Genomic DNA, 24,555 nt, shown 5'->3' on the forward strand with positions numbered 1-24,555 from the left:
CTTTGCTTTTAGAATAGCGATTTGATCTAAGATCTTGTGAAGAAATTAAACCAAAAAGAGCTTAAAGAATTTCTTGATGAAAAAGCTGCCTTCTATGAACAGCCAAAGTTTATAGAAACAGATCCTGTACAGATACCACATCTTTTTACTCAGAAAGAAGATATTGAAATAGCTGGTTTTCTAACGGCTACTATTTCTTGGGGAAATCGTAAAAGCATTCTCACTAATGCACATCGGTTAATGGAAATGCTAGGAAACTCTCCTTATGATTTCGTAATGAATCACTCAAATACTGATTTAGAAAATTTAGAAGGTTTTGTACATAGAACTTTTAATGACAAAGATCTTCTATATTTTATCAAAGCATTAAAACACCTCTATACAAAATATGGTGATATGGAAGGATTCTTTAAGCAATACGCTCAGGAAGAATTTTTACAAGATGCTATTCACTACTTCAAAAAGGAGTTTTTTAGTCTCCCACATTTACCAAGAACTGAAAAACACGTTAGCGACCCACATAAAAATTCTGCAGCTAAAAGAATCAATATGTTCTTTAGGTGGATGGTTAGAGATAAAGAACCTGGCGTAGATTTAGGTATCTGGAAAAATATTTCTCCTTCTCAACTTTCTTGTCCATTGGATGTTCATTCTGGTAATGTAGCTAGAAAATTATATCTAATCCGCAGAAAGCAAAACGATGCCAAAGCATTGCATCTTCTTGATAATAACTTACGATTATTAGACCCATCAGATCCAGTAAAATATGACTATGCATTATTTGGATTGGGTGTTTTTGAAAAATTTTAGTTTAGAATAATCATAAAACTTTCTCCTAAAGTTCTCAAGGAAGTGCCATAATACATTTGCTTTAATAATATTTACGCAGTCATGAAATTAACTTACAACTCCTTGCTCTATTTTTATGGATTGTTACGTCCTAAACCAATCTCTTAAAAAAGAGATTGGTTATTAAAACATTAAACCAAGAATATAACAAAACTCTACACAAGATTTTCTTGAACTTAAATAAAAAAGAATTAGATTATAATTTTTTATTAACGTTTGGTCGAATACACATTGGTAAATCTTAATTTTTAATATTTTTTTGTTAATTTTATTAAGAATTGTTTCACACAAGGCAATTCTTGATGAAGATGATTATACCCGGACTCCCCATAAATGAAGATTTTAGAATTGAGGCTTTACATTCATTAGACATACTGGATACAGAACCTGAAAATGAATTTGATGAAATCACAACACTTGCAGCCTATCTTTGTGATACTGAAATAGCGCTCATTTCCCTTGTTGATTCAGATCGAGAATGGTTCAAGTCTGCACATAATTTTAGTACTAAAGAAATACATAGAGATCATTCTTTTTGTGCACATTCTATCTTACAACCTGAAACTCCTTTAATCATAACTGATGCTAGAAAGGATTCTCGTTTCAAGGATAATCCATATACATTAAACGGAACTATAATCTTTTATGCAGGGGTTCCATTAATAGATAAAAATGGTTTCGCTTTAGGTACTTTATGTGTTATCGATAGTAAACCTAAAGAACTTACCAATAAACAATTGGAAGCACTAAAATCATTAGCTCATCAGGTGGTGATTCTCTTTGAACTCAATAAAAAGAACAAAGACCTAGAAAAAATAGAGAATAAACTCAGAAAGCGAAATGAATCTTTAAAAGATTTTGCAAGAGTAATATCTCATGATCTCAAAATGCCTTTAGCTAATGTAATTACCACATCGGATCTGTTAAAACTAAAATTAGCGAATGATCTAGATCAGGAAACTTCAGAGTATTTTGAATATATCAAACAGTCTTCGTTTACGATGAGTGATTATATCAATGATGTACTCGACCATTATGAAAGTGACAGCCTTGCACAGCATAAACCAGAATTATTCAAACTAAATCATTTATTAAAAGAAATAGCAGAATTATTAAGTATTAAACCGGATTGTACCATTAATTTTCCAGAGTCTAATCCTACTTTAGAATGTAATAAGTCTGCTCTGAAACAAATATTCTTCAATCTTATTGGCAATAGTATAAAGTATAATGATAAAGATCATATTCTAATAGACATCAAACATTGTGAAGATAAAATGTTCTATTATTTTAAAGTAGTTGATAATGGTATGGGAATTCCTAATGACAAAATAAATACCATTTTTGATTTATTCACTACTGCCAACGGTACAGATCGAAGTGGAAATAAAGGTAATGGTATTGGTCTTTCTACTGTTAAAAAACTAGTAGAATCCTTAGGAGGGCGTATTAAGGTACAATCTACTTTAGGTATTCAAACAATTTTTGATTTTTCTATCAAAAAGCAAATAGAAAGTTAAGATAAACTAGCAACGCAGGCTTCCGCACACTTTTCTCCATCTATAGCTGCAGAAATAATTCCACCAGCATATCCAGCTCCTTCTCCACAAGGATACAGACCTTTTATTTGAGTATGCTCTAGCGTCTTTCGATCTCTAGGAATCCTAACAGGCGATGATGTTCTGGATTCGGGAGCATGTGCAACTGCTTCATTTGTTAGATAACCTCGCATACTTTTATCGAAAGCCTTAAAACCTTCTTTTAGCGTTTCATAAATAAATTGTGGAAACACTTCACTCATATCTATAGAACTTAAACCTGGCTTATAAGAAGTTTCAGGTAAATCAGTGGATACGCTTCCATTTGTAAGATCTACTAATCGTTGAGCAGGTACCTTCTGCGTTTCTCCAGCTAAATGCCATGCTTGTTGTTCTATTCTTTTTTGAAAATACATTCCTGCTAAAGGACCATACTCCGAAAAATCTTTAAAATCCTCCAATCGAAGTTCAACCACAATACCACTATTAGAGGTAGGTTGATCCCTTTTAGATGGTGACCATCCATTCGTAACTACTTCGCCAGGACTGGTCGCACAAGGAGCAATAACACCTCCTGGACACATACAAAATGAATACATTCCTCTTCCTCCTACTTGTTTTACAATACTATATGGAGATGGCGGAAGAAAAGGACCACGAGTAGGACATTTATATTGTATCTGATCAATCAACTGTTGTGAGTGTTCCACTCGCACTCCTAAAGCAAAAGGCTTTGCTTCTATTTCAACTTTTTTGCGATATAATAATTCAAAAATATCACGAGCAGAATGTCCAGTAGCCAAAATGACTTTTTTGGCATCTATAATATCTCCATTGTGTGTAATAACACCTCGTATTTCGTTATGTACAATTTTTAAATCTGTTACTCTTGTTTCGAAAAGTACCTTGCCACCATGATCTATAATCTTATTTCTTATCGCCGCAATGATTCCTGGTAATTTGTTTGTACCAATATGTGGATGCGCTTCTACTAAAATCTGATCCGTAGCTCCAAAACCGACTAAAAGCCGTAAAATTCGATTGACGTCACCTCTTTTTTTAGATCTTGTGTACAATTTACCATCGCTATAGGTTCCTGCACCTCCTTCTCCAAAACAATAGTTAGAATCTTCATGTACTATATGATCCCGATTAATTGCTTTCAGATCCCTTCTCCTACTTCGTACATCTTTACCCCTTTCTATAACAATGGGTTTATATCCTAGTTCTATGCATTTTAACGCAGCAAATAATCCTGCTGGACCAGCTCCGATAATTACTACTTCTGCAGCATTAGATACATCCGGATAATCTGGTAATAAAATAGGTTCTTCTGTAAATTTTTCATTTACATAAACCCTTATCTTTAGATTTACCTTAATCACCCGTTGACGTGCATCTATCGATCGTTTTAGGATCTGCACATGTCTGATATCTTCAATAGGTATGTTGTTTTGTATTGAAACCTGTTTTTTTAACAAATCAGGATTTCCAGCTACTTCAGGTAATACTTGTATGCTAAATTCGTATTGCAAAGAGATATGATATTTAGTTTTTTGCGAAGATACAACCTTAGGATAGATATATCTATGTAAAAATATTTCTCGATTGATTTCAGGATCAAGGCCTTTCTAATTATAGAAACTATTTAACTTTTTTTAATCTTTAAGTTTCTATATTTGAATTGAACAAACAAACAATTTAACTCATGAAAAAACTATTTTTATTAGCAATAATGCTTATTGGTTTTACTTCGATTTCCAACGCACAACGTTTAAAGTTGGGAGTTAAGGGAGGAATTAACTTATCTACAATCAATGGAGATGACGCTAATTCGAATTTTGATGCCAGAACTGGATATCATATTGGAGTTGCTGCTCAAATAGGATTACCTGGTAAATTTGCATTACAACCAGAAATTATCTATTCTGCCCAAGGTTCCGATGATTTAGATATAGACTATGTAAACGTTCCTATTTTAGTAAAATATAAGTTTTTGAAGTTCTTAAGTTTTGAAGCGGGACCACAATTCGGAATATTAGTAAACGATGAATATCCTGAAGCGTTCGAAACCAAAAGTTTTGATCTAAGTGTGGCTGCAGGTGCTGGGGTAGAATTTGGAAAATTCTTTGCACAAGCAAGATATAATTATGGTTTTACTGATGTAGTAGAAAACAATGATGTTAAGAATGGTACGTTTCAACTTTCTGTCGGGTATTATTTCTTATAACATTTCGTAATTTAAAGATTGGAAAAAGCGGAATGATTCTTCCGCTTTTTTATTTTACAACAACATTTTTAAAATTTTAAAGTATAAAATCAGATTAAGGAATTATCTTACCTAAAAATTAGTTAACCCTAAACCGTCAATATCAAATCTTATAGTATATTTGACAAACGTTACTCGCGAATGCAATTTAAACACCCAGAATTCCTTTATGCTTTATTTGCGCTTGTTATCCCTATCATAGTTCATTTATTTCAGTTAAGACGTTTTCAGAAAGTACCTTTTACCAATGTTCAGTTTTTAAAAGCAGTTACGATACAAACTCGTAAGAGTTCCCAAATCAAAAAATGGCTTACGCTAATTACACGGTTACTTATCTTTGCTGCTATTATTCTTGCTTTTGCACAACCATTTCTAGCTTCTGAAGAAATTGTAAATAAAAAGAGTGAAGTTGCGATTTATTTAGACAACTCCTTTAGCATGCAGGCAAAAGGTGCAAAAGGCGCTTTGTTACAACGCGCCGTACAAGAATTATTAAGTTCTTTAGCAGAAGATGAAACCGTATCCGTCTTTACCAATACAGAAACATTTAGACAAGTAAACAAAAAAGACATCCTCAATGATCTTTTGCAATTAGAGTATACTTCTAACCAAATCTCTTATACTGCTGCTTATCTAAAAGGAAAGGAACTGCTTGGAAATGCTCCAGAAACATTGAAACGAATGATTATGGTGTCTGATTTTCAGCAAAAAGATGAGAATTTTGATATACCTTCCGATTCATCTATTAAAACAAATCTTGTTCAACTCAAACCCGTAACACAGCAAAACATAGCTATTGATAGCTTATACGTTAATCGTAATCAAAATAATGAGCTTGTTCTTAATGCTCTTCTAAGTAATGCTGACAAAAAACCCGATAATGTTGCAGTCGCTTTATATAATGACACCAAGCTTCTTGCAAAAACAACGATTCCAATAAATGCCAATGGTACTGCTCGTACGGAATTTAAGATAGATGAAAATACTAAAATCAACGGACGTGTGATGATCGAGGATCCTGCACTAACCTTTGATAACTATAGATACTTTACGATTAATACCCCAGAAAAGATAAAAGTAGTTGCGATCAATGAAGCCAAGGATGCTTTTTTAAAAAACATTTATACAAAAGATGAATTTTCGTTGATCAGTACTCCTTTCAATGAACTTAATTATAATGATATTAGTAATGCCAATCTTGTTGTCATTAATGAACTAAAACAAATACCTATTTCTTTAATAAATACACTTAAACAGTTTACAGACCAAGGAGGAAGTATTTGTTTTATTCCAGCAACAGATGGTAACTTAGCTTCTTATCAACAATTGATTAATAGTTTTTCTGCGGAGAGTTTTCTTTCTCTGAAAACACAAGAAAAGAAAATAACTGGAATTAATTTCTCTCATCCACTGTATAAAGGAGTATTTGATAAACCCGTAACTAATTTTCAGTATCCAAAAGTTAACGCCTATTATCAAGCTACTCCAAATAATACTATCATTTCGTTTGAAGACAAAGCGCCTTTCCTGTATAAAACGAATGCACTATATGTATTTACGGCCTCATTAAATGACGAGAATTCCAATTTCCAGAATTCACCACTAATAGTACCTACTTTGTATAACATTGGTAAGCAAAGTTTAAAGTTACCGGATATTTCCTATATCATTGGTCAAACAAACACCTATGATGTTCCTATTTCTCTAGGTCAGGATGGTATTTTATCTTTACAATCAGATAAGGAAAGTAGTATTCCTTTACAGCAAAGTTTTAGTTCTAAAGTAAAAATTACTACTGAAGATGTTCCTTCCAAAGCAGGTATTTATGCGCTTAAAGACAAGGAAAATATTATTCAACATGTAAGTTATAATTATAATAATCAAGAGAGTCATCTACAATATTATAACCTCTCCACAAATTCTTCGTATCAAGTTAGTGACTCGGTTTCTAATCTATTTGAAGAAATAAAAGAAGAAACCAATATTCATGAACTTTGGAAATGGTTTATTATTTTTGCCTTGATTTTCTTATTAATTGAAATCTTATTACTAAAATATCTCAAATGAATCTCTTATTAAAGGCTGCTACTGTTATTGATCACTCCTCTCCTTTTCATCATCAGACAGTAGATATTCTCATTGAAAATGGAATCATAAAAGATATAGATGCTTTATTAGAAGTTTCAGAAAATGTAGAGGAAATTAAACTACATAATCTTCATGTTTCTAAAGGGTGGTTTGATAGTAGTGTGAGTTATGGTGAGCCTGGTTATGAGGAGCGTGAAACTATAGAAAATGGACTTTTTGTTGCGGCAAAAAGTGGGTTTACAGGAATTGCATTAAACCCTAACACATTACCTATTACAGATACTAGTGCTTCTGTTGGATTTTTAAAAGGAAAATCATTGCAAAATGCTGTAAACTTGTACCCTATTGGAGCATTAACAGTAAAGTCCGAAGGTGTAGATCTCGCAGAGTTATATGATATGCAGCAAGCAGGAGCTATTGCTTTTGGTGATTATAAAAAAGCTATTCAAAATCCGAATTTACTTAAGATCGCCTTATTATATGCTCAGAACTTTGATGGTTTAGTACTTTCCTATCCTCAGGATAATAGCATAGCAGGAAAAGGAATGGTACACGAGGAGGAACAAAGTACACTTTTGGGATTAAAGGGGATTCCAGCGCTTGCAGAAGAATTACAAATTTCGAGAGATTTGTTTTTACTGGAATATACTGGCGGTAAATTGCACATTCCTACCATTTCTACAGCAAAATCAGTACAGCTCATAAGAGAGGCAAAAGCAAAAGGATTACAAGTTACTTGTAGTGTTTCGGTACATCATTTATATCTTACCGATCAGGAGTTAAGTAGTTTTGACACCAACTATAAAGTACTGCCTCCTTTAAGAACACAAAAAGATATAGAAGCATTGCTTGAAGGTATCAAGGATGGAACGATTGATATGGTTACTAGTGATCATCAACCTATAGATATTGAGCATAAAAAAGTAGAATTTGATAATGCTAAGTACGGTACCATTGGCTTAGAAAGTACTTTTGGAATTTTAAATACCGTATTAAGCTTAGAACAAACTATAAATGTATTGACGAATGGTAGAGATGTATTTAAAGTAGAAAACATTTCTATCGATAAAGGAAATAGAGCAAACTTATCACTGTTTAATCCTAAAGGAACTAATACTTTCTCATTAGACCATGTACTTTCTACTTCCAAAAACAGTGCTTTTCTAGGCAAAGAAATTACAGGGAAGGTTTATGGAGTAATTTCTAACGGAAAAGGAATCATATAATAATACTAAGCAAATTATGGAATCAGATTACGCAAAACAAGGTAAAACAGCTGCCGTTGTAGCCTACCTAACTTTAATAGGAACGATCATTGCCTTTTTTATAAATCAAGAAGATAAAAATACTTTTGCTTATTTTCATATCAGACAAGCATTAGGTATCAATATTGGATTTTATTTACTTGGAGCTTTAGTAAGTATTTTTGATTCATGGCTCATCTCCTCATCATTTTATGTTTTTATATTCGTAATATGGTTTTATGGTATTATTACCGCAGTAAAAGAAGAACAAAAAACTGTTCCTTTGGTTGGCAAACAATTCCAACAATGGTTCTCTTCTATTAAATAATTACAAAAGTTATAAATTATTCGGTTGTAAACTTGGTGAGTTTTAAATCTGGAGATAATTCTATTACTAAAATAATCGAATCACTTTCTGATTGTATCAGATAACGATGACCTCCATCTTTATCCATAAAATCAAACTCAGAAAATTTACCCTGATCTTCTAGTGTTTTTGTTAAAAATGCTTTTAACTTATCTAATGGATAGCTTGCTTGTAAATCTGCAGAAAATTGATCGAAAATTTTTTGAGCATCACTAGCATTATAAGAGGTTATAATATTTTTTAAGGTGTTTTCATAATCTGCATCTGTTTGTGCTACTGTAATTTGAAAACAAAACAACAAACAAATAAAAATAAGTTTTTTCATGGTACGATCTACTTAATTAGGTTTTAAAAGGGAATCGAAAAAGGGAATATTCCACTCTTCAAAACCAAAAGTAAGTATTAATACGTATATTACAAATAAGAATAATCTAATTTTATAAACAAAAAGCTGACAATCTTTATAAAATTCATAAAAAAAACTGAGAAATCAATTTCTCAGTTTTTTTAAATTCTATTGGTAAGCAACTATTCTGCCGGTTTAGGACTCCATTTTAAGAAGTTTGGTTTTACAACTAACATTGCCCATCCCCAGTTTTGTAAACCGCTTGAATCTGTAACACCTTTAAGCACTTCCATACTGTCTCCTGCAAACATCTGAGAATATCCGATCTTTAAGGTAGCAAATGATAATATTTTTTGAGTAAATACCAAATCCAATTCTGTACCTAAATACTTATCATCAGTTCCTGCAATGTCCTCAGCAGCAGAAAAATAATGAAGTTTAGCTAAAAAACTATTTGTTTTTCCTGTCTTGATAACCGCTTTAGCATATAAATCTTGTAATCCTACACTATTAGCATGATTTCCAACAAAGAAATAATCCATATATCCATTAAACTTATGGTTGGTTCCAAAAATTGGGAAGAACGATTTAATTTCTCCATCAGTTCCTCCATTATCATCACCACTTAAGATTTCTCCTCCAAGACCAAATAGGGTTTTACCTGGTTTATAAGTTACTTCAAGCGCTGCATTGTAGGCAGATAAATCCACAGTTTCTGTAAATTTTCCTGTTTGTCCATATAAGTTTACAGCAATTTTTAATCCTTTTGCTGGTTTAGCTACCAAATGTGTCCCAAAAGTCTGTCTATTTACTGTTCCATCGATTGGTGTTTGCTCATCCGCAGGATCAAGGTTCTGGTAAGAATTATTTACAAACAAGAAACTTCCAGAAAATTTAGCCCAGTCTTTATGCAACCAAGCATATGCCATGCCTTTATAATCAAACACTGCTCTGGCATTTCCATCATTATTAGGATCAAATAAGGTGTTTATTCTACTAAGACCATTCTGGTTAAAAGAGAATCCAAGATCTAATTTAAAACCGCTATCATTTTTATAGCGCACTAAAGCTGCATCATGAAATCTTCCTTGCATTGCCCAATCTAAACCTCCTAAGATTCTTTGATCATCGTATGATAGTGCCTGTCTTCCTAGTTTTGTAGACCATCCTTTTCCAAATTTAAAATCTATCCAGGCTTGCGCCAGTGAAAAACTATTATTATTATCGGCAGCAGCAATCTGCGGCGTATCTCCCCATACACTAACATCCTGAACACTCACATAAGCAGCAAATTTATCTGCAGTATATCCAAATTTTAATCGAGAACGTTGTTGAACAAAAATAGCAGCATCCACTCCAGAAGGAACAAGATTACCAAAACCTCGCAAATATTCTGCTCGTGGCCTTATGTCTGCATCTATACTTAATTCTTGTGACGTAACAGTACTCATACATAATAAAAAAGTACAAATCACTAGTTGTAAAGTTTTTTTCATTTTAAGTGGTTTTTTGAGTTAATTTGAAATATTGGTAAAAAAAATGCGTATTTAACACTTGATTAAAATACGCAATTTTCCCCGTTTTAAACCTGACTTAATCTAGTAATTATATTTTTACTTTTTCATATAATCCAGTTACTGCATTGAAAGCCTTTGTTAAATCGTTACTAATTTGATACATCTCAGAAGGCTTAAAACCTTGATTCATCAATTTCTCTTTATTGTTTTTTACATTCTCCCACTTGGTCATAGCGACCCCTAATTTCTCATCAATCTTTTCATTATTAAAATTAGAAATCAACAACATCGTAATAGCTCCATCTATTTCGTTAAAAACGTTACTAAGCATCGACTCCGAATTTTTAGTCTTTAGAGTGGTTTGATTTGCAAAATAATATAATGCCAATCGCTGAGATAACATACGTTGTCTACCTGCCATATTGATCATCTTTTTAAGCTCTAAATCAGATTCTCCTAGACCTTCATCCTCTAACAGATTATCATCACTTTTATTAGCACCTTTTGATTCTACAATAACTGCTGATACCACATCATTTGTAGCTTTTAACAGATCTGTATTTAGATCAATGATTTTCTTAGCATTATCATAATTTGGTGTACTTTCGATAAGCTTTTTAAATTCAATCCAAATTTTATCTACTTTAGTAAGTCTATCTTTCGTTAATTTATATCCAGAATTCTGTCTAATGATACCATTTTGTTTTTCAAAAATGATTTTACTAGTTAAAAGGTCTCTCTTAGCTTTGGCATCGCTAGGGTTCTCAACCAAATAAAGGTATGATTTTGACATTTTTTGGCTTAACATTCTTTGCTTTCCAGAAATATTAACCGCTTTATTAAAAGTTAACATTCCATATTTCATATTTTGTTGTGCACATATCGTATTCGTGCTAGATATTCCAATTCCAATAGATAGGAATAATATCATAAATTTAAATGTAAAACTATTTTTCATTGTTTAATTTTTAAAATTGAGATTAATTTTAGTATTCCTCTAGTGCTAGTTGAGTGATTTTATTATCGGTCGATAATCCTAATATCAATATGGTAGAAGAATTATCGAATTCCATTAAATAATGTTTAGTACCTTCATCATCCATTAAAAATGAAGAGGATCCCATCTTACCTTTTTTATTGTGATTATCTGTGATAAAAGTTTTTACTTTATCTAATGTGAATGAAGATTGAAGTTCGGGAGAAAACAATCCAAATATCTGATCTGCATCATTGGCATTATACGCATCTGCAATCTTAGTGACAGTCATTTTATAACTATCCTCAGTTTGAATAAAACTAGAACAAATACATATTAATAATAAAAGAGTAATTTTTTTCATAAGATTTAGGGTTAAAATATTATAAGATTTAACGTTATTAGTTACACTTTGGTTATTTCGAAATAGTTAACTTATTGACTTAAAATTATCCAGAAATCCTTTAAAACACATCGCTAATCGACGAAGTACAAATTACATACGTTAGGCAGCTCTATATAATCGATAACTATATTTTATATGATCAATAATAATTTTTTACTAATCCAGTTAACTAGATAATAGTACATTAACAAAGAACATTTAGATTGTTTCAAAACAACATAAACACTTATTTTTCAAATAAATAAACTTAATCATATCATAAGTTTATAAAAACGTCGAGTATCAAAAATTTCTTAAATCTATGTTAAGATTACGGTTAAACCATAAATAACTTATTGTTTTAACACATATTTAACAATTGTAAATGCGTTTCATCGATAATATTAACATTTAATCGAAAAATAAAGCGACTTTTATATAATAAAAAAGAGTGAAATTGTTACGAACTAAGTATTAAATATTGAATTTCAACAATATAAACACTTAAACGCAATTTATATTAGTAAGAATAAAGCTACATTATTTAATGAACAAAATATTATTTATCCTAGGGAAATTTCTATTAGCTCTTTTATTAACACTACTTACCCAAATTGGAGGTATCATCTATTTGATTATAGAAGTACTATACCTTAAAAAAAACAAAGGTTACAGAATACAGAAGTACGGTATACTCCTAGTAACCTACATAACATGTACTTTTATTTTAGTCCCTTATTTAGCGCCATTATTTGGTAGAGAGAAAATTAAGAATACGGAATACATAGAAGCTTGTTCATTTTTTACTGTACTATCCAATAGAAATTACGTTACTCCCGATTTAAATCTTTCCATACAAGCAATTGCTAAAAAAATAAGTCTAAAGCATTCTAATATCAAATTGGTATATCTAGATGCTAATTTTCCATTTATAGATAAATTCCCTTTGCTTCCTCATCTTAGTCACAATGATGGAAAAAAAATAGATATTTCATTCATTTATAAAGATGTAGACAATCAACTAACTAATAAAAAGCCTTCCTTATTTGGATATGGTGCTTTTGTAAATCCTGTTGGCAATGAAATTGATCAAACTCATAGATGTAAGAAAAAAGGATATTGGCAATATGACTTTACCAAGTACGTAACATTTGGTTTTGTAAATAATCAATTGAAACTTTCTGAAACCGCCACAAAAGATTTAATTTTGGCAAGCGCAAATGAAAAGAAAGTTGGTAAAATTTTTATCGAACCTCATCTAAAAAACAGACTACATCTAACAAATCCTAAAATAAGATTTCACGGGTGTAAAGCGGTAAGACATGATGACCATATTCATTTACAATTAAAATAGACTTCGAAAAGCCCAGACTGACATAAAAAATTAGCAATATGCAAACTAAGACACTTTCATTACATCACATCATTAAAACTCCAACTATTAAAAGTGATAAGACTCCTGTTTTATTTATGTTTCACGGATATGGTAGTGATGAGAATGATTTATTTTCTTTTTCACCAGAGTTACAAGAAGAGTTATGCATTATCTCTGTAAGAGCTCCTTATCCTATGCAACCGTATGGAAATGCTTGGTATGCTATTTATTTTGACGCCGCACAAGGAAAATTTAGTGATGATGCACAGGCTATAGAATCTCGTGATATGATTGCCAACTTTATCGATGAAGCTATTGAAGCTTACCAATTAGATGCCAGTAATGTAACATTATTAGGTTTTAGTCAGGGAACCATACTCAGTTATTCAGTTGCATTATCATATCCTAATAAAGTAAAAAATGTAATTGCGCTAAGTGGATATTTAAATGAAGATATTCTTAAAGAAAATTACGAAAATCAGGATTTTTCAAAGCTAAATATTTATTGTTCTCATGGTAGTGTAGACCAAGTAATTCCTATCGATTGGGCAAGAAAAGCTCCTGTTAAACTAAATGAACTAGGAATACAAACAACACTAAATGAATTTCCTGTGGGTCATGGTGTAGCACCACAAAATTTTTATCAATTTAAAGATTGGTTAGCTAAACATTTGTAAAAGTATACTCATGCTATACTAAACGGTTATTGTTTTCGTTGAATTAAAACCACAAGTCTTAAAACTCTTCAAATGAAAACACTAACTACTCCAATTGTTTTCCTATTTTTTTTATTTTCTTTTACCTTAATAGGAACAGCACAGATCACTTATGAAAATGCTTTTCCAAATATCGATTTTGAATTTCCGGTAGAAATTCAGTCTCCAAGAGATGGAACCGACAGAATGTTTATTCTAGAACAGAGAGGACGAATTAAGGTGTTTCCGAGAAGAAGTAATGTACTAGAGAGTGAAGTTGATACTTTTTTAAATATTACTGATCGTGTGCGATTTAGAGATGGACAAGAAGTGGGCCTTTTAGGATTAGCATTTCATCCAGATTATGACACCAATGGATATTTTTATACATACTATACCACTGATAGTCCAGTTTCAGGAATTACTGTTAGAATGGTACTCTCTAGATTTACAGTCAGCCCTACAAACCCTAATTTTGTAGATCCCAATAGTGAATTAGTTATTTTTCAGTTCGATAAAAACCAAAATAATAGCAATCACAATGGTGGTAAAATCGAATTTGGTCCTGATGGATATCTATACATTTCTATTGGAGATGGTGGCGGTGGAAATGATCCTGAAGGAAATGGACAAAATAAAAATACTGTTTTCGGTAGTATCTTACGAATTGATGTGGACTTAGATGGAAATAATGCTGTTGAAACCAATCCCGATTTACCTAATGGAAATTATGAAATACCCAGCGATAATCCTTTTGTAGGAGTAAATGGATTAGATGAAATATATGCATACGGAATACGAAATACCTGGAAATTCTCTTTTGATGATGTTACAGGAAGATTATGGGGTGCTGATGTAGGACAAGGTGCTTTTGAAGAGGTGAATCTTATAGAAAATGGTAAAAACTATGGTTGGAGTCGTTTCGAAGCTAATTCTGTAGCCAATAGTAGTGTTTCTATTTCAGGACCTACGGAATTCCCTGTACACTTTTATAATAGAAATCAGGGAGATAGATCAATAACAGGTGGATATGTGTATAGAGGTTCCGAAATAACAAGTCTTAGCCCAGATATTAGCTCAAAATATATTTTCGGAGATTATGTAAGCGGAAGAGTTTGGGTCTTAGACTATAATCCATCTACCGGAGATGCAAGCAGCACATTACTATTTAATACTTCTGGAGAATTTGTCTCATCCTTTGGAGTGGATAAAAACGGAGAACTCTACTTTAGTGATTACGGAAGTAATGCTCAATTATATAAGCTTGTGGATGGTACCTCTACCCCATCAGGAACTGCTGTAAATGGTATAGGAGAATGGAATCCTCTTAACCAGGGAATACCAAATGGAATAGTGCAAGCAATAGCGACAGATAGCAACGGAGATGTATATCATGGTGGTACTTTTACCGAAGCTGGAAACATAAATGCAAATAATATTGCTGTTTGGAATGAATCTTCTGGATGGAGAACATTGAGCACTGGTACTAATGGTACTATTAATGCTCTTAAAATTGCTTCAAATGGCAACTTATATGTAGGAGGTAGTTTTACCGAAATTGGTGGTGTTGCTGCAAATAATATTGCTATGTGGAATGGAACTTCTTGGTCGGCTTTAGGTTCTGGGATCGATGGTACTGTTGCAGCCATAGAACTAGATAACAATCTTGTCTATGTAGGTGGTGTATTTGAAACTGTTGATGGTACTACAGTGAGAAATATTGTTTCTTGGAATGGTGCCTCATGGTCAGCTCTAACAGATAATACCTCTTCAGTTTCCGGAACTAACAATGAAGTACGATCTCTAGCTGTAGACACGGATGGGATATTGTATGTTGGTGGAAATTTTGATGAAGCCGGTGATATGACCGCTAATCGAATTGCCACTTGGAATGGAAGCAATTGGGGTACTCTTGGAACAGGAACGAGCGGCTTTGTTGAAGCGATCGCAATTTCAGGAAATGAAATTTTTATTGGAGGGAACTTCTCTATTGCGGGTGGACAAACCGTAAATCGTATTGCCAGATGGAACAAAACCTCATCTAGTTGGTCTAGTTTGGATAATGGCGTAAATAATATTGTAAATACGCTAAGCCACGATGGAACTCATATATATGTAGGAGGTGCTTTCGATACCGCCAATATTGATAACTCTACTAGTATTATCGTAAATAATATTGCTCGATGGAGTGAAACTGATGGATGGCAAGCACTAGGAACAAATACTAATGTTGGTGTTAATGTAAAAATAAACACGCTAAGTTTTGCCTCCAATACTAATGATACCGATACGTTATTCGCAGGAGGTAATTTCTCTATTGCAGGTGCAAATAATGCTAATAATACTGCTCAATGGATATCAGATAGCGTGTTAAGCACTCCGGATATACAAGAAGAGCAAGTGTATCTTTATCCTAATCCTACCACTGGTATTGTAGAACTTCCAGAAAAAACTGATTGGATTCTTACAGATATTACTGGAAAAATTATAGGAGAAGGATTTAGTAGTTCCTTGGATATTTCTACAAGAAAAACCGGAATGTACTTTCTTACCATAAAGGACAAGAAAACTCTAAAAATCATTAAGAGATAAGTTAAAAAAAAGATTATCTATACTTATCATTCAGGCCAATGCCTTTTAAAATCATTGGTATTATTTTTTGTAATCTAGCGTCTTTGGTAGCATCTCTTTTAGCTGTAGAAATATATTCCATATACTCTTTTTGCTTAAAGGGTGTTAGCTTATCAAAGTTTAGTTTTAGTTCTTTATTCTGCTCTAACTCCGTTTTCAATCGATCTGGCATTTCTATTTCCGTAGAAGATCTTTCGATAGTTATTTCCTTACCTTCTTTTTGATTCTGTATTGCCTCTAACACATATGCTAATACCTGATCTTTGTTTATTTCATCAAAAGAACTAAACCTCCATTGTCTTAGACCTTTTGTTTTTCCTTCTTGTGCATTTATTAGCTGATTAAAGGGATCCTTCAGAAAAACTCCCTGATGAAACCATATTCCGACATAAGACTTAAAAGCACTTATGCCAACAATATTTTTACCATTGATTGTATACGTAGGGACTCCCCATTTAATAGTTTCTTCCATTTCGGTAGTTAGCATAATGGATCTAAGCAATTGCAAGCTCTTCACCCACTCTGGCTTTTTTGAGATAAATTCTTCTACTGATGTATTGTACTGCATACCTCTTTTTGATTCAAACTTTCACATAATTCATTGATTAACTTCAATATACTTATATCTTTTTACATATAAGAAAACTATGGTATAAAACTTGATAATCAAAAAAAATAAAATTAAAACAATGAAAACTCTAATTTTTGGACTTTTATTAATGCTATTGTGTAACTCTTGTTTTCCAACGAAAATTGCTCCAAGAATTGAGGATTATAAGGTCACTACAGGTAAAAAATTTAAAAAACAACTTCCTAAAAGAGGTGCTTTTATTTTTGAAGACCCTAAAGACGCCAATGAGTTTTATAAATTCGTAAATGCGAAATTTAAATTAAATGATCTAAATGTTCAATGGAATGTTCCTTTCAAAATAGATGAAAAAGAATTTTACTTTTCTTTTTACGAAGTTGAAAGAACTTCCAATATGGTAAATTTAGCTCCAATGGTAATTGACGGAGTACTATCAAGATATGATCATGGCCCGATAATGGAAGATATTTACACAACCAGAAGTGGTACATGGTACATCGCATTAACAGTAAATGATGAAGAGTTTATGGATCCTTTAAAGGAAAACTACCCTCAAAAAGAGGAGGTAATTACATTCTTAAGAAATCTCAAAAAGGAATATCTATCTACTCGTAATTATAGAAAATATTCAATGATGAACTAAATCCTTTATTAGTACTAAAAACAACATCGAATAAAACAATATTGTTTAATAATTAGACTATAATATCGGAATATAAAAATCTACCAAAAACTTTCCTTCTGGATGTTCTCTAAAATCATTATGATATATTTCGAAAGGAGTTTTCTCTGATTTTGTATACCCTTGATCATTCATCCAAACAAATAAACTACTCCAAGATTTCTCAAAATCACTTGGCTTAATTTCCATACTCGCTACGATACTTCTTCCTCCAACAATAGTAAGTGGTTGTATTTCTCCTTCAGACTTAATTTTACGATCCAATAATAGAGAAATACTCATTCGCACTTTATCTATTGATGTAACCTTGAAACTATCGTGAAATACCCTCGCAACTTTAGTGTCTTTCTCATTCATAATGCCATTAGATCTTCCCCATTTAAAGAGTCTTTCAAAAGTATTTTCGATACCTTCTACTCCAATATGTGTAATGCTAGCGAAATGTAAATCTGGTAATTCTTTAATCTCAATTTTTGTATTCATCTCAATCCATTTTAAGTGATTAGTTATGTTGCAAATGTATTGCTCAAACAACAGCTCTTCTTTTCCATTCTTGCTTTTCACTTTTCCAATCTTGCTAAATTTATTGGGAAGCCGTTTTCTAAACTCACTTGGACTTACTCCATAAAACTTTTTGAAGGCTTTAGTTAGTGAAGAATTACTACTAAAACCAAACTGAAAAGCTACTTCGGTTATACTTACTTTTTCCTTATGCATTAAAATAGAAGCTATTTTTTCTAAACGTCTTCTACCGATATAGGAGTTTAAGGTTTCACCTATGATCGCTTTAAAAATACGATGAAAATGAAATGACGAATATGAAGCTACATTTGAAATAATATCTAATGACAACTCTTTATCAAGATTATGATCAATAAACTCAAGTGCCAAATTAATTCTCTGAATATATTCTTTCTTTAGAAACTGTTCTGAATCAAATTCCATAGTATTTATTGTCCACTTTTTAGTCTAAATCTTCTCTACTAAAATCTTTGTGAAAGTCTTTTGTATTCTTAAAACCTAGTTCTTCAAGTTTTTCAAAATATGGAATATAATCAGATTCTGTAAATTCGTAAGAATCAACTTCCCATAAAAAATGTATGATCCATGAGTACCATCTCGCAGGAACTGGATATTTTTTTAGATAAGTTACACGTTCTTCAAAAGATAAATCTTGTTCATCCAACCATTCATCTAAAATTATCATATGCGTTTCTCCTCCCCCCATTCTCCATCCAATACTATACGGATGAATATTAGGTGCATATATCCATGGTGGTGGAATATCACCATACTTTTGTATAAGCTCTTTGCTGTTTTTTATATACCATTCGGCATCTTTATATTTCCCCATCTATCTATTTTTATAGAACAGAGTTGAATATAAAGAATATAAACTAACTAAAATTGTATTTTTAAATTTTGATCAAGATTTGAATTCCATTCAAATTCTATAGTTATTAGAGCCTTTTCTTCATTCCAATCAAATTCTCTAGCTTGATCGCCAATAAGAATAGATGCAGGAGCTTTTGAGATATTATGAATCACTAAAGAGATGCTTCTTTTAGTTTTTTCAAAATTAGCTCCTGTTTCTGCAGTAAAGTTCATTGAAAGTATGGCATCAGCCGTTGAGCTTTCAAAAGTTAAAAGTTCATATTCACCTTTTTCATAGGCATTCGGTGTACTTCCATCATCATCATATAAAATATCACTGCTATTTTTAACCGCCTCGTCATAATAATAATGTAAAGTCAACTCTTTTGTATTATACGATTCTGTGTTTTGTACGGTAGCAACCATGGGTATAAATGCTCCTCCTCTTACAAAAACTGGTATGTGGTTTTCTTCAGTCTCTACTGTAATATATCTTCCTCCTTCATATTTTTTTCCTGAATAAAAATCAAACCAGTTTGCTGTTTTAGGAAAATATACATCTTTAGAAGCTACTCCAGGTTTTACAACTGGAGATACTAAAAAATTATCTCCCCATAAATATGTATTAGAAACTGTTTGTAATTCTTTAGTATCCATATCCTCAAAAAATAGAGGTCTCATTAATGGCATTCCTTTTTGGTTGTTTTCAAATGCCAATGTATAATTATAAGGAAGCATTTGATATCTGAGTTCGATACTTTGCTTAGCTAACTCTTTCGTTTTTGTATCATGAAAAACAGGCTCCGGAGCGATATGTTCTTGTGCATGTGGTCTGTAAATTGGCTGAAAAACTCCGTACTGTAACCAACGTGTATATAATTCGGGATCAAACTTTTCGCCTCCAGCAAATCCTCCTAAATCAGAATGCATATATCCTAATCCCTGAATAGCCATGGATAATGCAATCTCTGTTTGCGGTTGTAAACCACCCCAACTTCTACTGACATCTCCAGACCAAGGGATCATTCCGAATCTCTGAGAACCAGAATACCCAGCACGCATTAAGATAAAAGGACGTTGATTAGGAAAATCCTTTTGATATCCCTCCTGAACCAATCTTGCCCAATCATGACCATATATATTATGTACTTCATCTGCAGATCCTGTAGCATGTAATAAAGCAGATGGATGCACTTCGGGCTCACCTAAATCTCCCCACCAACCAGCAATATTATAGTCTTTTGTATAGGTTTTATAAATATTCCAAAACCAATCTTTTCCCTTTTGATCATAAATATCTACAATTCCAGTATTTCCAAAGTAAAAATCGTAGACGAAAGGATTTCCAATAGAATCTTTACCCAACACTTTTTCAGCTACTGCTTCTTCCCACTTTTTAGAAGTTGATAATATAAATGGCTCTGTAATTAATATCGTTTTGACTCCTTGATCTTTGAAATCATTAATCATTTGTTTTGGATTAGGAAATGAATCCTTTAAAAACTCAAGATTTCCCATATGACCTTTAATATCTTTACCAAACCAATAGATATCCAAAATAACTGCATCCACAGGAATAGAATCCTTTTTAAACTTAGCAATTGTTTCTTTTGTTTCTATTTCAGAATGGTATCCAAAACGACTGGCAAAATTTCCAAAAGCCCATCTAGGTGGTAGCGGTTGTTTACCTGTTAAGTCTGTATATTGATCCATTAAGTCTTTCCAATCATCTCCTGCAACTACCTGATATGTTTTTCTTCCATTTATGGTTTCATAACTTAACGTATTATCTTTCTTGCTATCGATATCAAGAAATCCAATCGGTGCATTATCAAAATGAACGGCATATTTTTTTGATGATAAAACTAGAGGCATGGTATAATTCATCAATTCAGAACGTGTCTCATATCCGTAGTGCGCTCGATTATACAGTTGTAATCGATTTCCTCTTCTATTCATTCCTACTACTCGTGAACCTGCTCCATAAATCACTTCTTCTTTATCTAAATTAAAATTTAAGATCTCTGTAGTATCTGTTTTTACGTACCCATCTTTTTCAGAAATAAGCTCTTTGTCATTGTACAGATAAGATATATGAAAAGGTTCTTTTGAGATATTTACACTAATTCCATTTGCAACTCCATAAGTAATTAATCCATCGGTTTCAGTAAGATTGGCTTCTATTCCATTTTTCAAAATTACTGCATGAGATGACTCATTATAAGTTTCACCAGTAGGTATAAAAGAAGTCTCTGCAATTTTATTCGAATATAATTTGATAATATATTTTCCGTTATCTCTAGGAATTTCTATAAAACCATCTTTTTTATACGTACTATAATTAGCGATGGCATCACTAGAATTATGTTTACAAGAAAGCGATAAAAAGGTAAACACTCCTAAGAGCAAAATAGAAAAAAATCTTGAATTCATTTGGTATAGAGTTTTCGACAATAGATAAGAGTCAAATATAGCAGAATCCCTTTACAATAGGGATATAACAACAATCGCTATGGTCGAATTATTAAATTTTCATCGAAATTCAAAAAACGCAACAAAAATCACAACAGATTACTACAACGTTTTCGTTATACCAATAGACAAGCTGTTCCTTAAACGTAAGCGTATTCATACACTTATACAGTAATATAAAACACCTAACCTTAAGCTAAACATTTCTTGAGATACACTAAACATTTTGGTAATACCGAAACTATACTTTTAGGGTATTAATAACCAATTTAATCTTAATCGTATCACACATGAAAAATCATTCTTACTCTGTGGTAAGTAGATTCAAGAAAACACTATGTGTTTCAGCTTGTTTAGGCTCACTTTTCTCTTTTTCAACTTTCGCACAAAAACAAAATGATGAAACAAAATTATCGTTTGATCTTCCAAAAGATAATCATTACGGTAAAGAGGTTTATGCCAAAGGTCAAGGTAGATCATTCAGAAATTTTGGAGATCTATTATTCTCTAGAGCAGTATTAGAAGCCCCTAGTTTTTCTGAAGGACCAACTTCTGGTTTATTTATTGGAAATGGTCCAATCAACCAACAAGAACTTCCATTTACAGGTAAACAACCGATTCAGGGTTTCTCTGCTGTACTAAATAACTTCGACGGAACATTCACTGCGATGTCTGATAATGGTTTTGGTAGCATTGAAAACTCTGCGGACTATAACTTACGATTATACAAAATTAGACCTAGATTTGAAACGTTCTTTGGAAGAGGTGAAGGAGATATCCAAGTGCTTGATTTTATCGAATTAAGAGATCCTAATGGATTGATTCCCTTTGCTATTACCAACCACTTTAGTGATGAAAGAATACTTACAGGTGCTGATTTTGATATCGAATCTATTCAGAGAACAGCTAATGGCGACTACTGGATTGGTGATGAGTTTGGCCCATTCTTACTGCATTTTGATAAGAATGGTGTCTTATTAGATGCACCTTATGCGCTACCTGATTTAGACAATCCTGGCAAAGAATTAAGAGCTCCACAAAATCCTTTTAGCGAAGAAGCTAGTGCTATTAGAATTATGAATGCAATGCGTTCACATGCACAAGCTAATGGTAGTAAAGCACCAGTAATGTCTCCTTGGTTTGTAATGTTAGATGATAATGATACGAATACATTGGTAGGAAGCAGAAATACTCCTCCAAATGGATTATCAGAGGCTTCTAGCGAATTATTTAATGTTTCTTCTTTAAACAGAGCTGGACACCCTGTTGTTGTATATACTGTTAATGATTCTGAGAACATGAATCGACTATTAGATCTAGATCTGCAAGGTATTATTTCTGATCGTCCTGACTTATTATTAGAAGCAGTTCAAAATTTTGATAAAAACCAAGACGGACGTTCTGACTATTTAGATGAAGAAGGACTGATCGATGTAAATCTTTTTGATGCTCAAGGACATCGCGGAGCTAGAAACTTACGCCCTGAAAACACTTTACCTTCTATGGAAGCTGCATTAGATTACTTAATGCCTACTTTAGAAACGGATTGCGGAATTACCTTAGATAGAGTTCCTGTTTTGGATCATGATCCACATATCGAAGCTGCAAAAACAAGAAAAGCAGATGGAACACCTTATGAATTTGAGGATGAAGTTTTAGTAAAAGATCTTACGCTAGCTGAAATTCAAAATACTTTTATTGCAGACAAAATATTAGCTGGTAGACCTGTACAAACAAATGATCTAGCCTTATCTCCTGTATCTGTAGCTTTTGCTAATGAAAGAGGGTTTATCGATCCTTATATCATGCCTTCTTTGCAACAACTATTTGATTTTGTTGAGTTTTATGTGGAGTATTATAAAAATGGTGCTGGAGCATCAACACCAGATGCTACTAGACGATGGAAAAACGCGGTCAAAGTTCGTTTCAACATAGAAACTAAAATAAACCCAAGAACTGATGTAGATGATCGTGGAGATGTATTCGCAGAAAGAACTGTAGATCCGGAAACATTTACACAAGCGATTGCAGATATTATAGTAGCCAATAATTTAGAGGACCGTGCAGATATTCAAAGTTTTGACTTTAGAACTTTATTAATTTCTCAAAAACAATATCCTTCTATTAGAACTGTTTGTTTATTTGGTGATTTTCCAAAAGTAGGAGATGCTGGTGATGGAACAAATCTTCAGGATCAAAATGGTGAAAACACTCCTTGGTTAGCAGGAATGTACTGGCCATATAGAGTAACAAAATTAGATACACCTTTTAATGTAAAACAAAGTGGTGGTTTTGAGGGAATGGCTTTAACCACTGACAATAAAAAATTACTACCATTATTAGAAAAACCATTAGAAGGTAGCGAATCTAATAACTTATTGATTCACGAATTTGATCTTGCTAGTAAATCATACACAAATAACAAATATGAATATCCGCTGAACGAAAGAGCAACTGCTATTGGTGATTTCATTATGTTTAGTGGAACAAGAGGGTTAATCATTGAAAGAGATGGTTCTCAAGGAGATTTAGAAGGTTTTAAAGCCATCTATGAAATCGAATTAGATCAAGATTCTACTTTAGTACAAAAGAGATTAAACGTTGATCTATTAAAAATAAGAGATCCAAGAAGAATTTCCGAACCAGGATTACCCGGTGATGTAGGAATTGGAAGAGATTTTGCTTTCCCATTTGTTACTATAGAGAGTGTAGTAGTATTTAACCCCTTCCTTATTGGAGTATTAAATGACAACAACTATCCATTTAGTGTAGGAAGACATGTGGGCGAAGGATTACCAGATGATAATGAGTTTATCTTACTATGGTTAGATCAACGATTAGGAATGCCGTGGTATACGAAAGAAAATACTACCTCAAGACTTCAAAATGATGATTTTAAAGCATACCCAAATACTTTTACGAATAAGGTAACTTTTGAGTATGCAAAAAATGACATCAAATCTGTAGCGATTGATATTTATGATATAGCAGGAAATCTTGTGAAAAAAGTGGACAATACATCTAATATTAATGAGAATGGTTTTGAATATACCTGGGATGCATTATCCGACGGAGGTGCTAGAATAGCTACAGGAATTTACTTTGCCATTATAGAAGTGGATGGCGAATTCATTAAGAAAAAACTTGTAAAAAAATAA

General features: G+C 32.5%; 20 protein-coding genes. 11 read left to right on the forward strand and 9 right to left on the reverse strand.

The window, feature by feature from the left end; genetic code table 11:
* Positions 1–36 precede the first annotated feature (36 nt).
* Both Q1A73_RS04405 and Q1A73_RS04410 read left to right on the forward strand, forming a co-directional pair.
* Positions 37–810: a TIGR02757 family protein gene (locus Q1A73_RS04405; RefSeq protein WP_299602104.1), complete on the forward strand. Its 774-nt coding sequence runs from the start codon at positions 37–39 to the stop codon at positions 808–810.
* 341 nt (positions 811–1,151) lie between these two features.
* Positions 1,152–2,369, forward strand: a complete 1,218-nt coding sequence (locus tag Q1A73_RS04410; RefSeq protein WP_366141418.1) for a GAF domain-containing sensor histidine kinase — start codon at positions 1,152–1,154, stop codon at positions 2,367–2,369.
* On the opposite strand, the gene Q1A73_RS04415 is transcribed toward Q1A73_RS04410, so the two are convergent.
* A complete protein-coding gene (locus Q1A73_RS04415) occupies positions 2,366–3,922 on the reverse strand; it encodes an FAD-dependent protein (protein ID WP_299602107.1) in 1,557 nt (518 codons plus the stop codon). The two genes, Q1A73_RS04410 and Q1A73_RS04415, sit on opposite strands and share 4 nt — an antisense overlap.
* Positions 3,923–4,095: 173 nt before the next feature.
* Between Q1A73_RS04415 and Q1A73_RS04420 the strand changes: the two genes are divergently transcribed.
* From Q1A73_RS04420 to Q1A73_RS04435, 4 genes are all read left to right on the forward strand, one after another.
* A complete protein-coding gene (locus Q1A73_RS04420) occupies positions 4,096–4,617 on the forward strand; it encodes a porin family protein (RefSeq protein WP_299602110.1) in 522 nt (173 codons plus the stop codon).
* A gap of 180 nt (positions 4,618–4,797) precedes the next feature.
* Positions 4,798–6,723, forward strand: a complete 1,926-nt coding sequence (locus Q1A73_RS04425) for a BatA and WFA domain-containing protein (RefSeq protein WP_299602113.1) — start codon at positions 4,798–4,800, stop codon at positions 6,721–6,723.
* Positions 6,720–7,970, forward strand: coding sequence for a dihydroorotase (locus tag Q1A73_RS04430; protein ID WP_299602116.1), 1,251 nt, complete (start codon positions 6,720–6,722; stop codon positions 7,968–7,970). Before Q1A73_RS04425 ends, Q1A73_RS04430 begins: the two co-directional genes overlap by 4 nt.
* Before the next feature lie 16 nt (positions 7,971–7,986).
* The gene (locus Q1A73_RS04435) at positions 7,987–8,316 is read left to right on the forward strand and encodes a hypothetical protein (RefSeq protein WP_299602119.1); all 330 of its coding nucleotides are present in this window, start codon (positions 7,987–7,989) and stop codon (positions 8,314–8,316) included.
* Between the two features lie 16 nt (positions 8,317–8,332).
* On the opposite strand, the gene Q1A73_RS04440 is transcribed toward Q1A73_RS04435, so the two are convergent.
* From Q1A73_RS04440 to Q1A73_RS04455, 4 genes are all read right to left on the reverse strand, one after another.
* The gene (locus Q1A73_RS04440; RefSeq protein WP_299602122.1) at positions 8,333–8,680 is read right to left on the reverse strand and encodes a DUF3887 domain-containing protein; all 348 of its coding nucleotides are present in this window, start codon (positions 8,678–8,680) and stop codon (positions 8,333–8,335) included.
* A gap of 203 nt (positions 8,681–8,883) precedes the next feature.
* On the reverse strand, positions 8,884–10,197 hold the full coding sequence (locus tag Q1A73_RS04445; RefSeq protein ID WP_299602125.1) for an alginate export family protein: 1,314 nt from the start codon (positions 10,195–10,197) through the stop codon (positions 8,884–8,886).
* Positions 10,198–10,306: 109 nt separating this feature from the next.
* On the reverse strand, positions 10,307–11,176 hold the full coding sequence (locus Q1A73_RS04450) for a type IV pili methyl-accepting chemotaxis transducer N-terminal domain-containing protein (RefSeq protein WP_299602128.1): 870 nt from the start codon (positions 11,174–11,176) through the stop codon (positions 10,307–10,309).
* 28 nt (positions 11,177–11,204) lie between these two features.
* Entirely contained in the window at positions 11,205–11,558 is a 354-nt protein-coding gene (locus Q1A73_RS04455) for a hypothetical protein (RefSeq protein WP_299602131.1), read from the reverse strand.
* 568 nt (positions 11,559–12,126) lie between these two features.
* On the opposite strand from Q1A73_RS04455, the gene Q1A73_RS04460 reads away from it, so the two are divergent.
* From Q1A73_RS04460 to Q1A73_RS04470, 3 genes are all read left to right on the forward strand, one after another.
* Positions 12,127–12,933 (forward strand): hypothetical protein, encoded by an 807-nt coding sequence (locus tag Q1A73_RS04460; protein ID WP_299602133.1) that lies wholly within the window; start codon positions 12,127–12,129, stop codon positions 12,931–12,933.
* Between the two features lie 38 nt (positions 12,934–12,971).
* Positions 12,972–13,631: an alpha/beta fold hydrolase gene (locus Q1A73_RS04465; RefSeq protein ID WP_299602135.1), complete on the forward strand. Its 660-nt coding sequence runs from the start codon at positions 12,972–12,974 to the stop codon at positions 13,629–13,631.
* 72 nt (positions 13,632–13,703) lie between these two features.
* Positions 13,704–16,241 carry a PQQ-dependent sugar dehydrogenase gene (locus Q1A73_RS04470; protein WP_299602138.1) on the forward strand — a complete coding sequence of 846 codons (2,538 nt, stop codon included), beginning with the start codon at positions 13,704–13,706 and terminating at the stop codon, positions 16,239–16,241.
* A 13-nt stretch (positions 16,242–16,254) separates the two neighbouring features.
* Here Q1A73_RS04470 and Q1A73_RS04475 read toward each other — a convergent pair whose 3' ends face one another.
* Positions 16,255–16,848, reverse strand: a complete 594-nt coding sequence (locus Q1A73_RS04475) for a YdeI/OmpD-associated family protein (RefSeq protein ID WP_299602140.1) — start codon at positions 16,846–16,848, stop codon at positions 16,255–16,257.
* A gap of 121 nt (positions 16,849–16,969) precedes the next feature.
* Between Q1A73_RS04475 and Q1A73_RS04480 the strand changes: the two genes are divergently transcribed.
* Positions 16,970–17,512 carry a hypothetical protein gene (locus tag Q1A73_RS04480; protein WP_299602142.1) on the forward strand — a complete coding sequence of 181 codons (543 nt, stop codon included), beginning with the start codon at positions 16,970–16,972 and terminating at the stop codon, positions 17,510–17,512.
* 57 nt (positions 17,513–17,569) lie between these two features.
* Here the strand turns inward: Q1A73_RS04480 and Q1A73_RS04485 are convergent, their stop codons facing one another.
* Genes Q1A73_RS04485 through Q1A73_RS04495 form a run of 3 tightly spaced genes read right to left on the reverse strand, consistent with a single transcriptional unit; the run spans position 17,570 to position 21,358 of the window.
* Positions 17,570–18,496, reverse strand: coding sequence for a GyrI-like domain-containing protein (locus tag Q1A73_RS04485; RefSeq protein ID WP_299602144.1), 927 nt, complete (start codon positions 18,494–18,496; stop codon positions 17,570–17,572).
* A 19-nt stretch (positions 18,497–18,515) separates the two neighbouring features.
* Positions 18,516–18,905 carry a hypothetical protein gene (locus Q1A73_RS04490; RefSeq protein WP_299602146.1) on the reverse strand — a complete coding sequence of 130 codons (390 nt, stop codon included), beginning with the start codon at positions 18,903–18,905 and terminating at the stop codon, positions 18,516–18,518.
* A 47-nt stretch (positions 18,906–18,952) separates the two neighbouring features.
* Entirely contained in the window at positions 18,953–21,358 is a 2,406-nt protein-coding gene (locus tag Q1A73_RS04495; RefSeq protein ID WP_299602148.1) for a TIM-barrel domain-containing protein, read from the reverse strand.
* Positions 21,359–21,687: 329 nt separating this feature from the next.
* On the opposite strand from Q1A73_RS04495, the gene Q1A73_RS04500 reads away from it, so the two are divergent.
* Complete coding sequence (locus Q1A73_RS04500; RefSeq protein WP_299602151.1) at positions 21,688–24,555, forward strand: esterase-like activity of phytase family protein; 2,868 nt, start codon at positions 21,688–21,690, stop codon at positions 24,553–24,555.

This window comes from uncultured Aquimarina sp. (genome assembly GCF_947492115.1).
GTDB lineage: Bacteria > Bacteroidota > Bacteroidia > Flavobacteriales > Flavobacteriaceae > Aquimarina.

Excerpts from the sequence above, each read along its gene's own strand:
- Q1A73_RS04410 (WP_366141418.1), top strand. The coding sequence starts at position 1,152 with ATGAAGATGATTATACCCGGACTCCCCATAAATGAAGATTTTAGAATT.
- Q1A73_RS04460 (WP_299602133.1), top strand. The coding sequence starts at position 12,127 with ATGAACAAAATATTATTTATCCTAGGGAAATTTCTATTAGCTCTTTTA.
- Q1A73_RS04480 (WP_299602142.1), top strand. The coding sequence starts at position 16,970 with ATGAAAACTCTAATTTTTGGACTTTTATTAATGCTATTGTGTAACTCT.
- Q1A73_RS04500 (WP_299602151.1), top strand. The coding sequence starts at position 21,688 with ATGAAAAATCATTCTTACTCTGTGGTAAGTAGATTCAAGAAAACACTA.
- Q1A73_RS04465 (WP_299602135.1), top strand. The coding sequence starts at position 12,972 with ATGCAAACTAAGACACTTTCATTACATCACATCATTAAAACTCCAACT.
- Q1A73_RS04475 (WP_299602140.1), bottom strand. The coding sequence starts at position 16,848 with ATGCAGTACAATACATCAGTAGAAGAATTTATCTCAAAAAAGCCAGAG.
- Q1A73_RS04445 (WP_299602125.1), bottom strand. The coding sequence starts at position 10,197 with ATGAAAAAAACTTTACAACTAGTGATTTGTACTTTTTTATTATGTATG.
- Q1A73_RS04455 (WP_299602131.1), bottom strand. The coding sequence starts at position 11,558 with ATGAAAAAAATTACTCTTTTATTATTAATATGTATTTGTTCTAGTTTT.
- Q1A73_RS04435 (WP_299602119.1), top strand. The coding sequence starts at position 7,987 with ATGGAATCAGATTACGCAAAACAAGGTAAAACAGCTGCCGTTGTAGCC.
- Q1A73_RS04450 (WP_299602128.1), bottom strand. The coding sequence starts at position 11,176 with ATGAAAAATAGTTTTACATTTAAATTTATGATATTATTCCTATCTATT.
- Q1A73_RS04425 (WP_299602113.1), top strand. The coding sequence starts at position 4,798 with ATGCAATTTAAACACCCAGAATTCCTTTATGCTTTATTTGCGCTTGTT.
- Q1A73_RS04470 (WP_299602138.1), top strand. The coding sequence starts at position 13,704 with ATGAAAACACTAACTACTCCAATTGTTTTCCTATTTTTTTTATTTTCT.
- Q1A73_RS04490 (WP_299602146.1), bottom strand. The coding sequence starts at position 18,905 with ATGGGGAAATATAAAGATGCCGAATGGTATATAAAAAACAGCAAAGAG.
- Q1A73_RS04440 (WP_299602122.1), bottom strand. The coding sequence starts at position 8,680 with ATGAAAAAACTTATTTTTATTTGTTTGTTGTTTTGTTTTCAAATTACA.
- Q1A73_RS04420 (WP_299602110.1), top strand. The coding sequence starts at position 4,096 with ATGAAAAAACTATTTTTATTAGCAATAATGCTTATTGGTTTTACTTCG.
- Q1A73_RS04485 (WP_299602144.1), bottom strand. The coding sequence starts at position 18,496 with ATGGAATTTGATTCAGAACAGTTTCTAAAGAAAGAATATATTCAGAGA.
- Q1A73_RS04430 (WP_299602116.1), top strand. The coding sequence starts at position 6,720 with ATGAATCTCTTATTAAAGGCTGCTACTGTTATTGATCACTCCTCTCCT.
- Q1A73_RS04495 (WP_299602148.1), bottom strand. The coding sequence starts at position 21,358 with ATGAATTCAAGATTTTTTTCTATTTTGCTCTTAGGAGTGTTTACCTTT.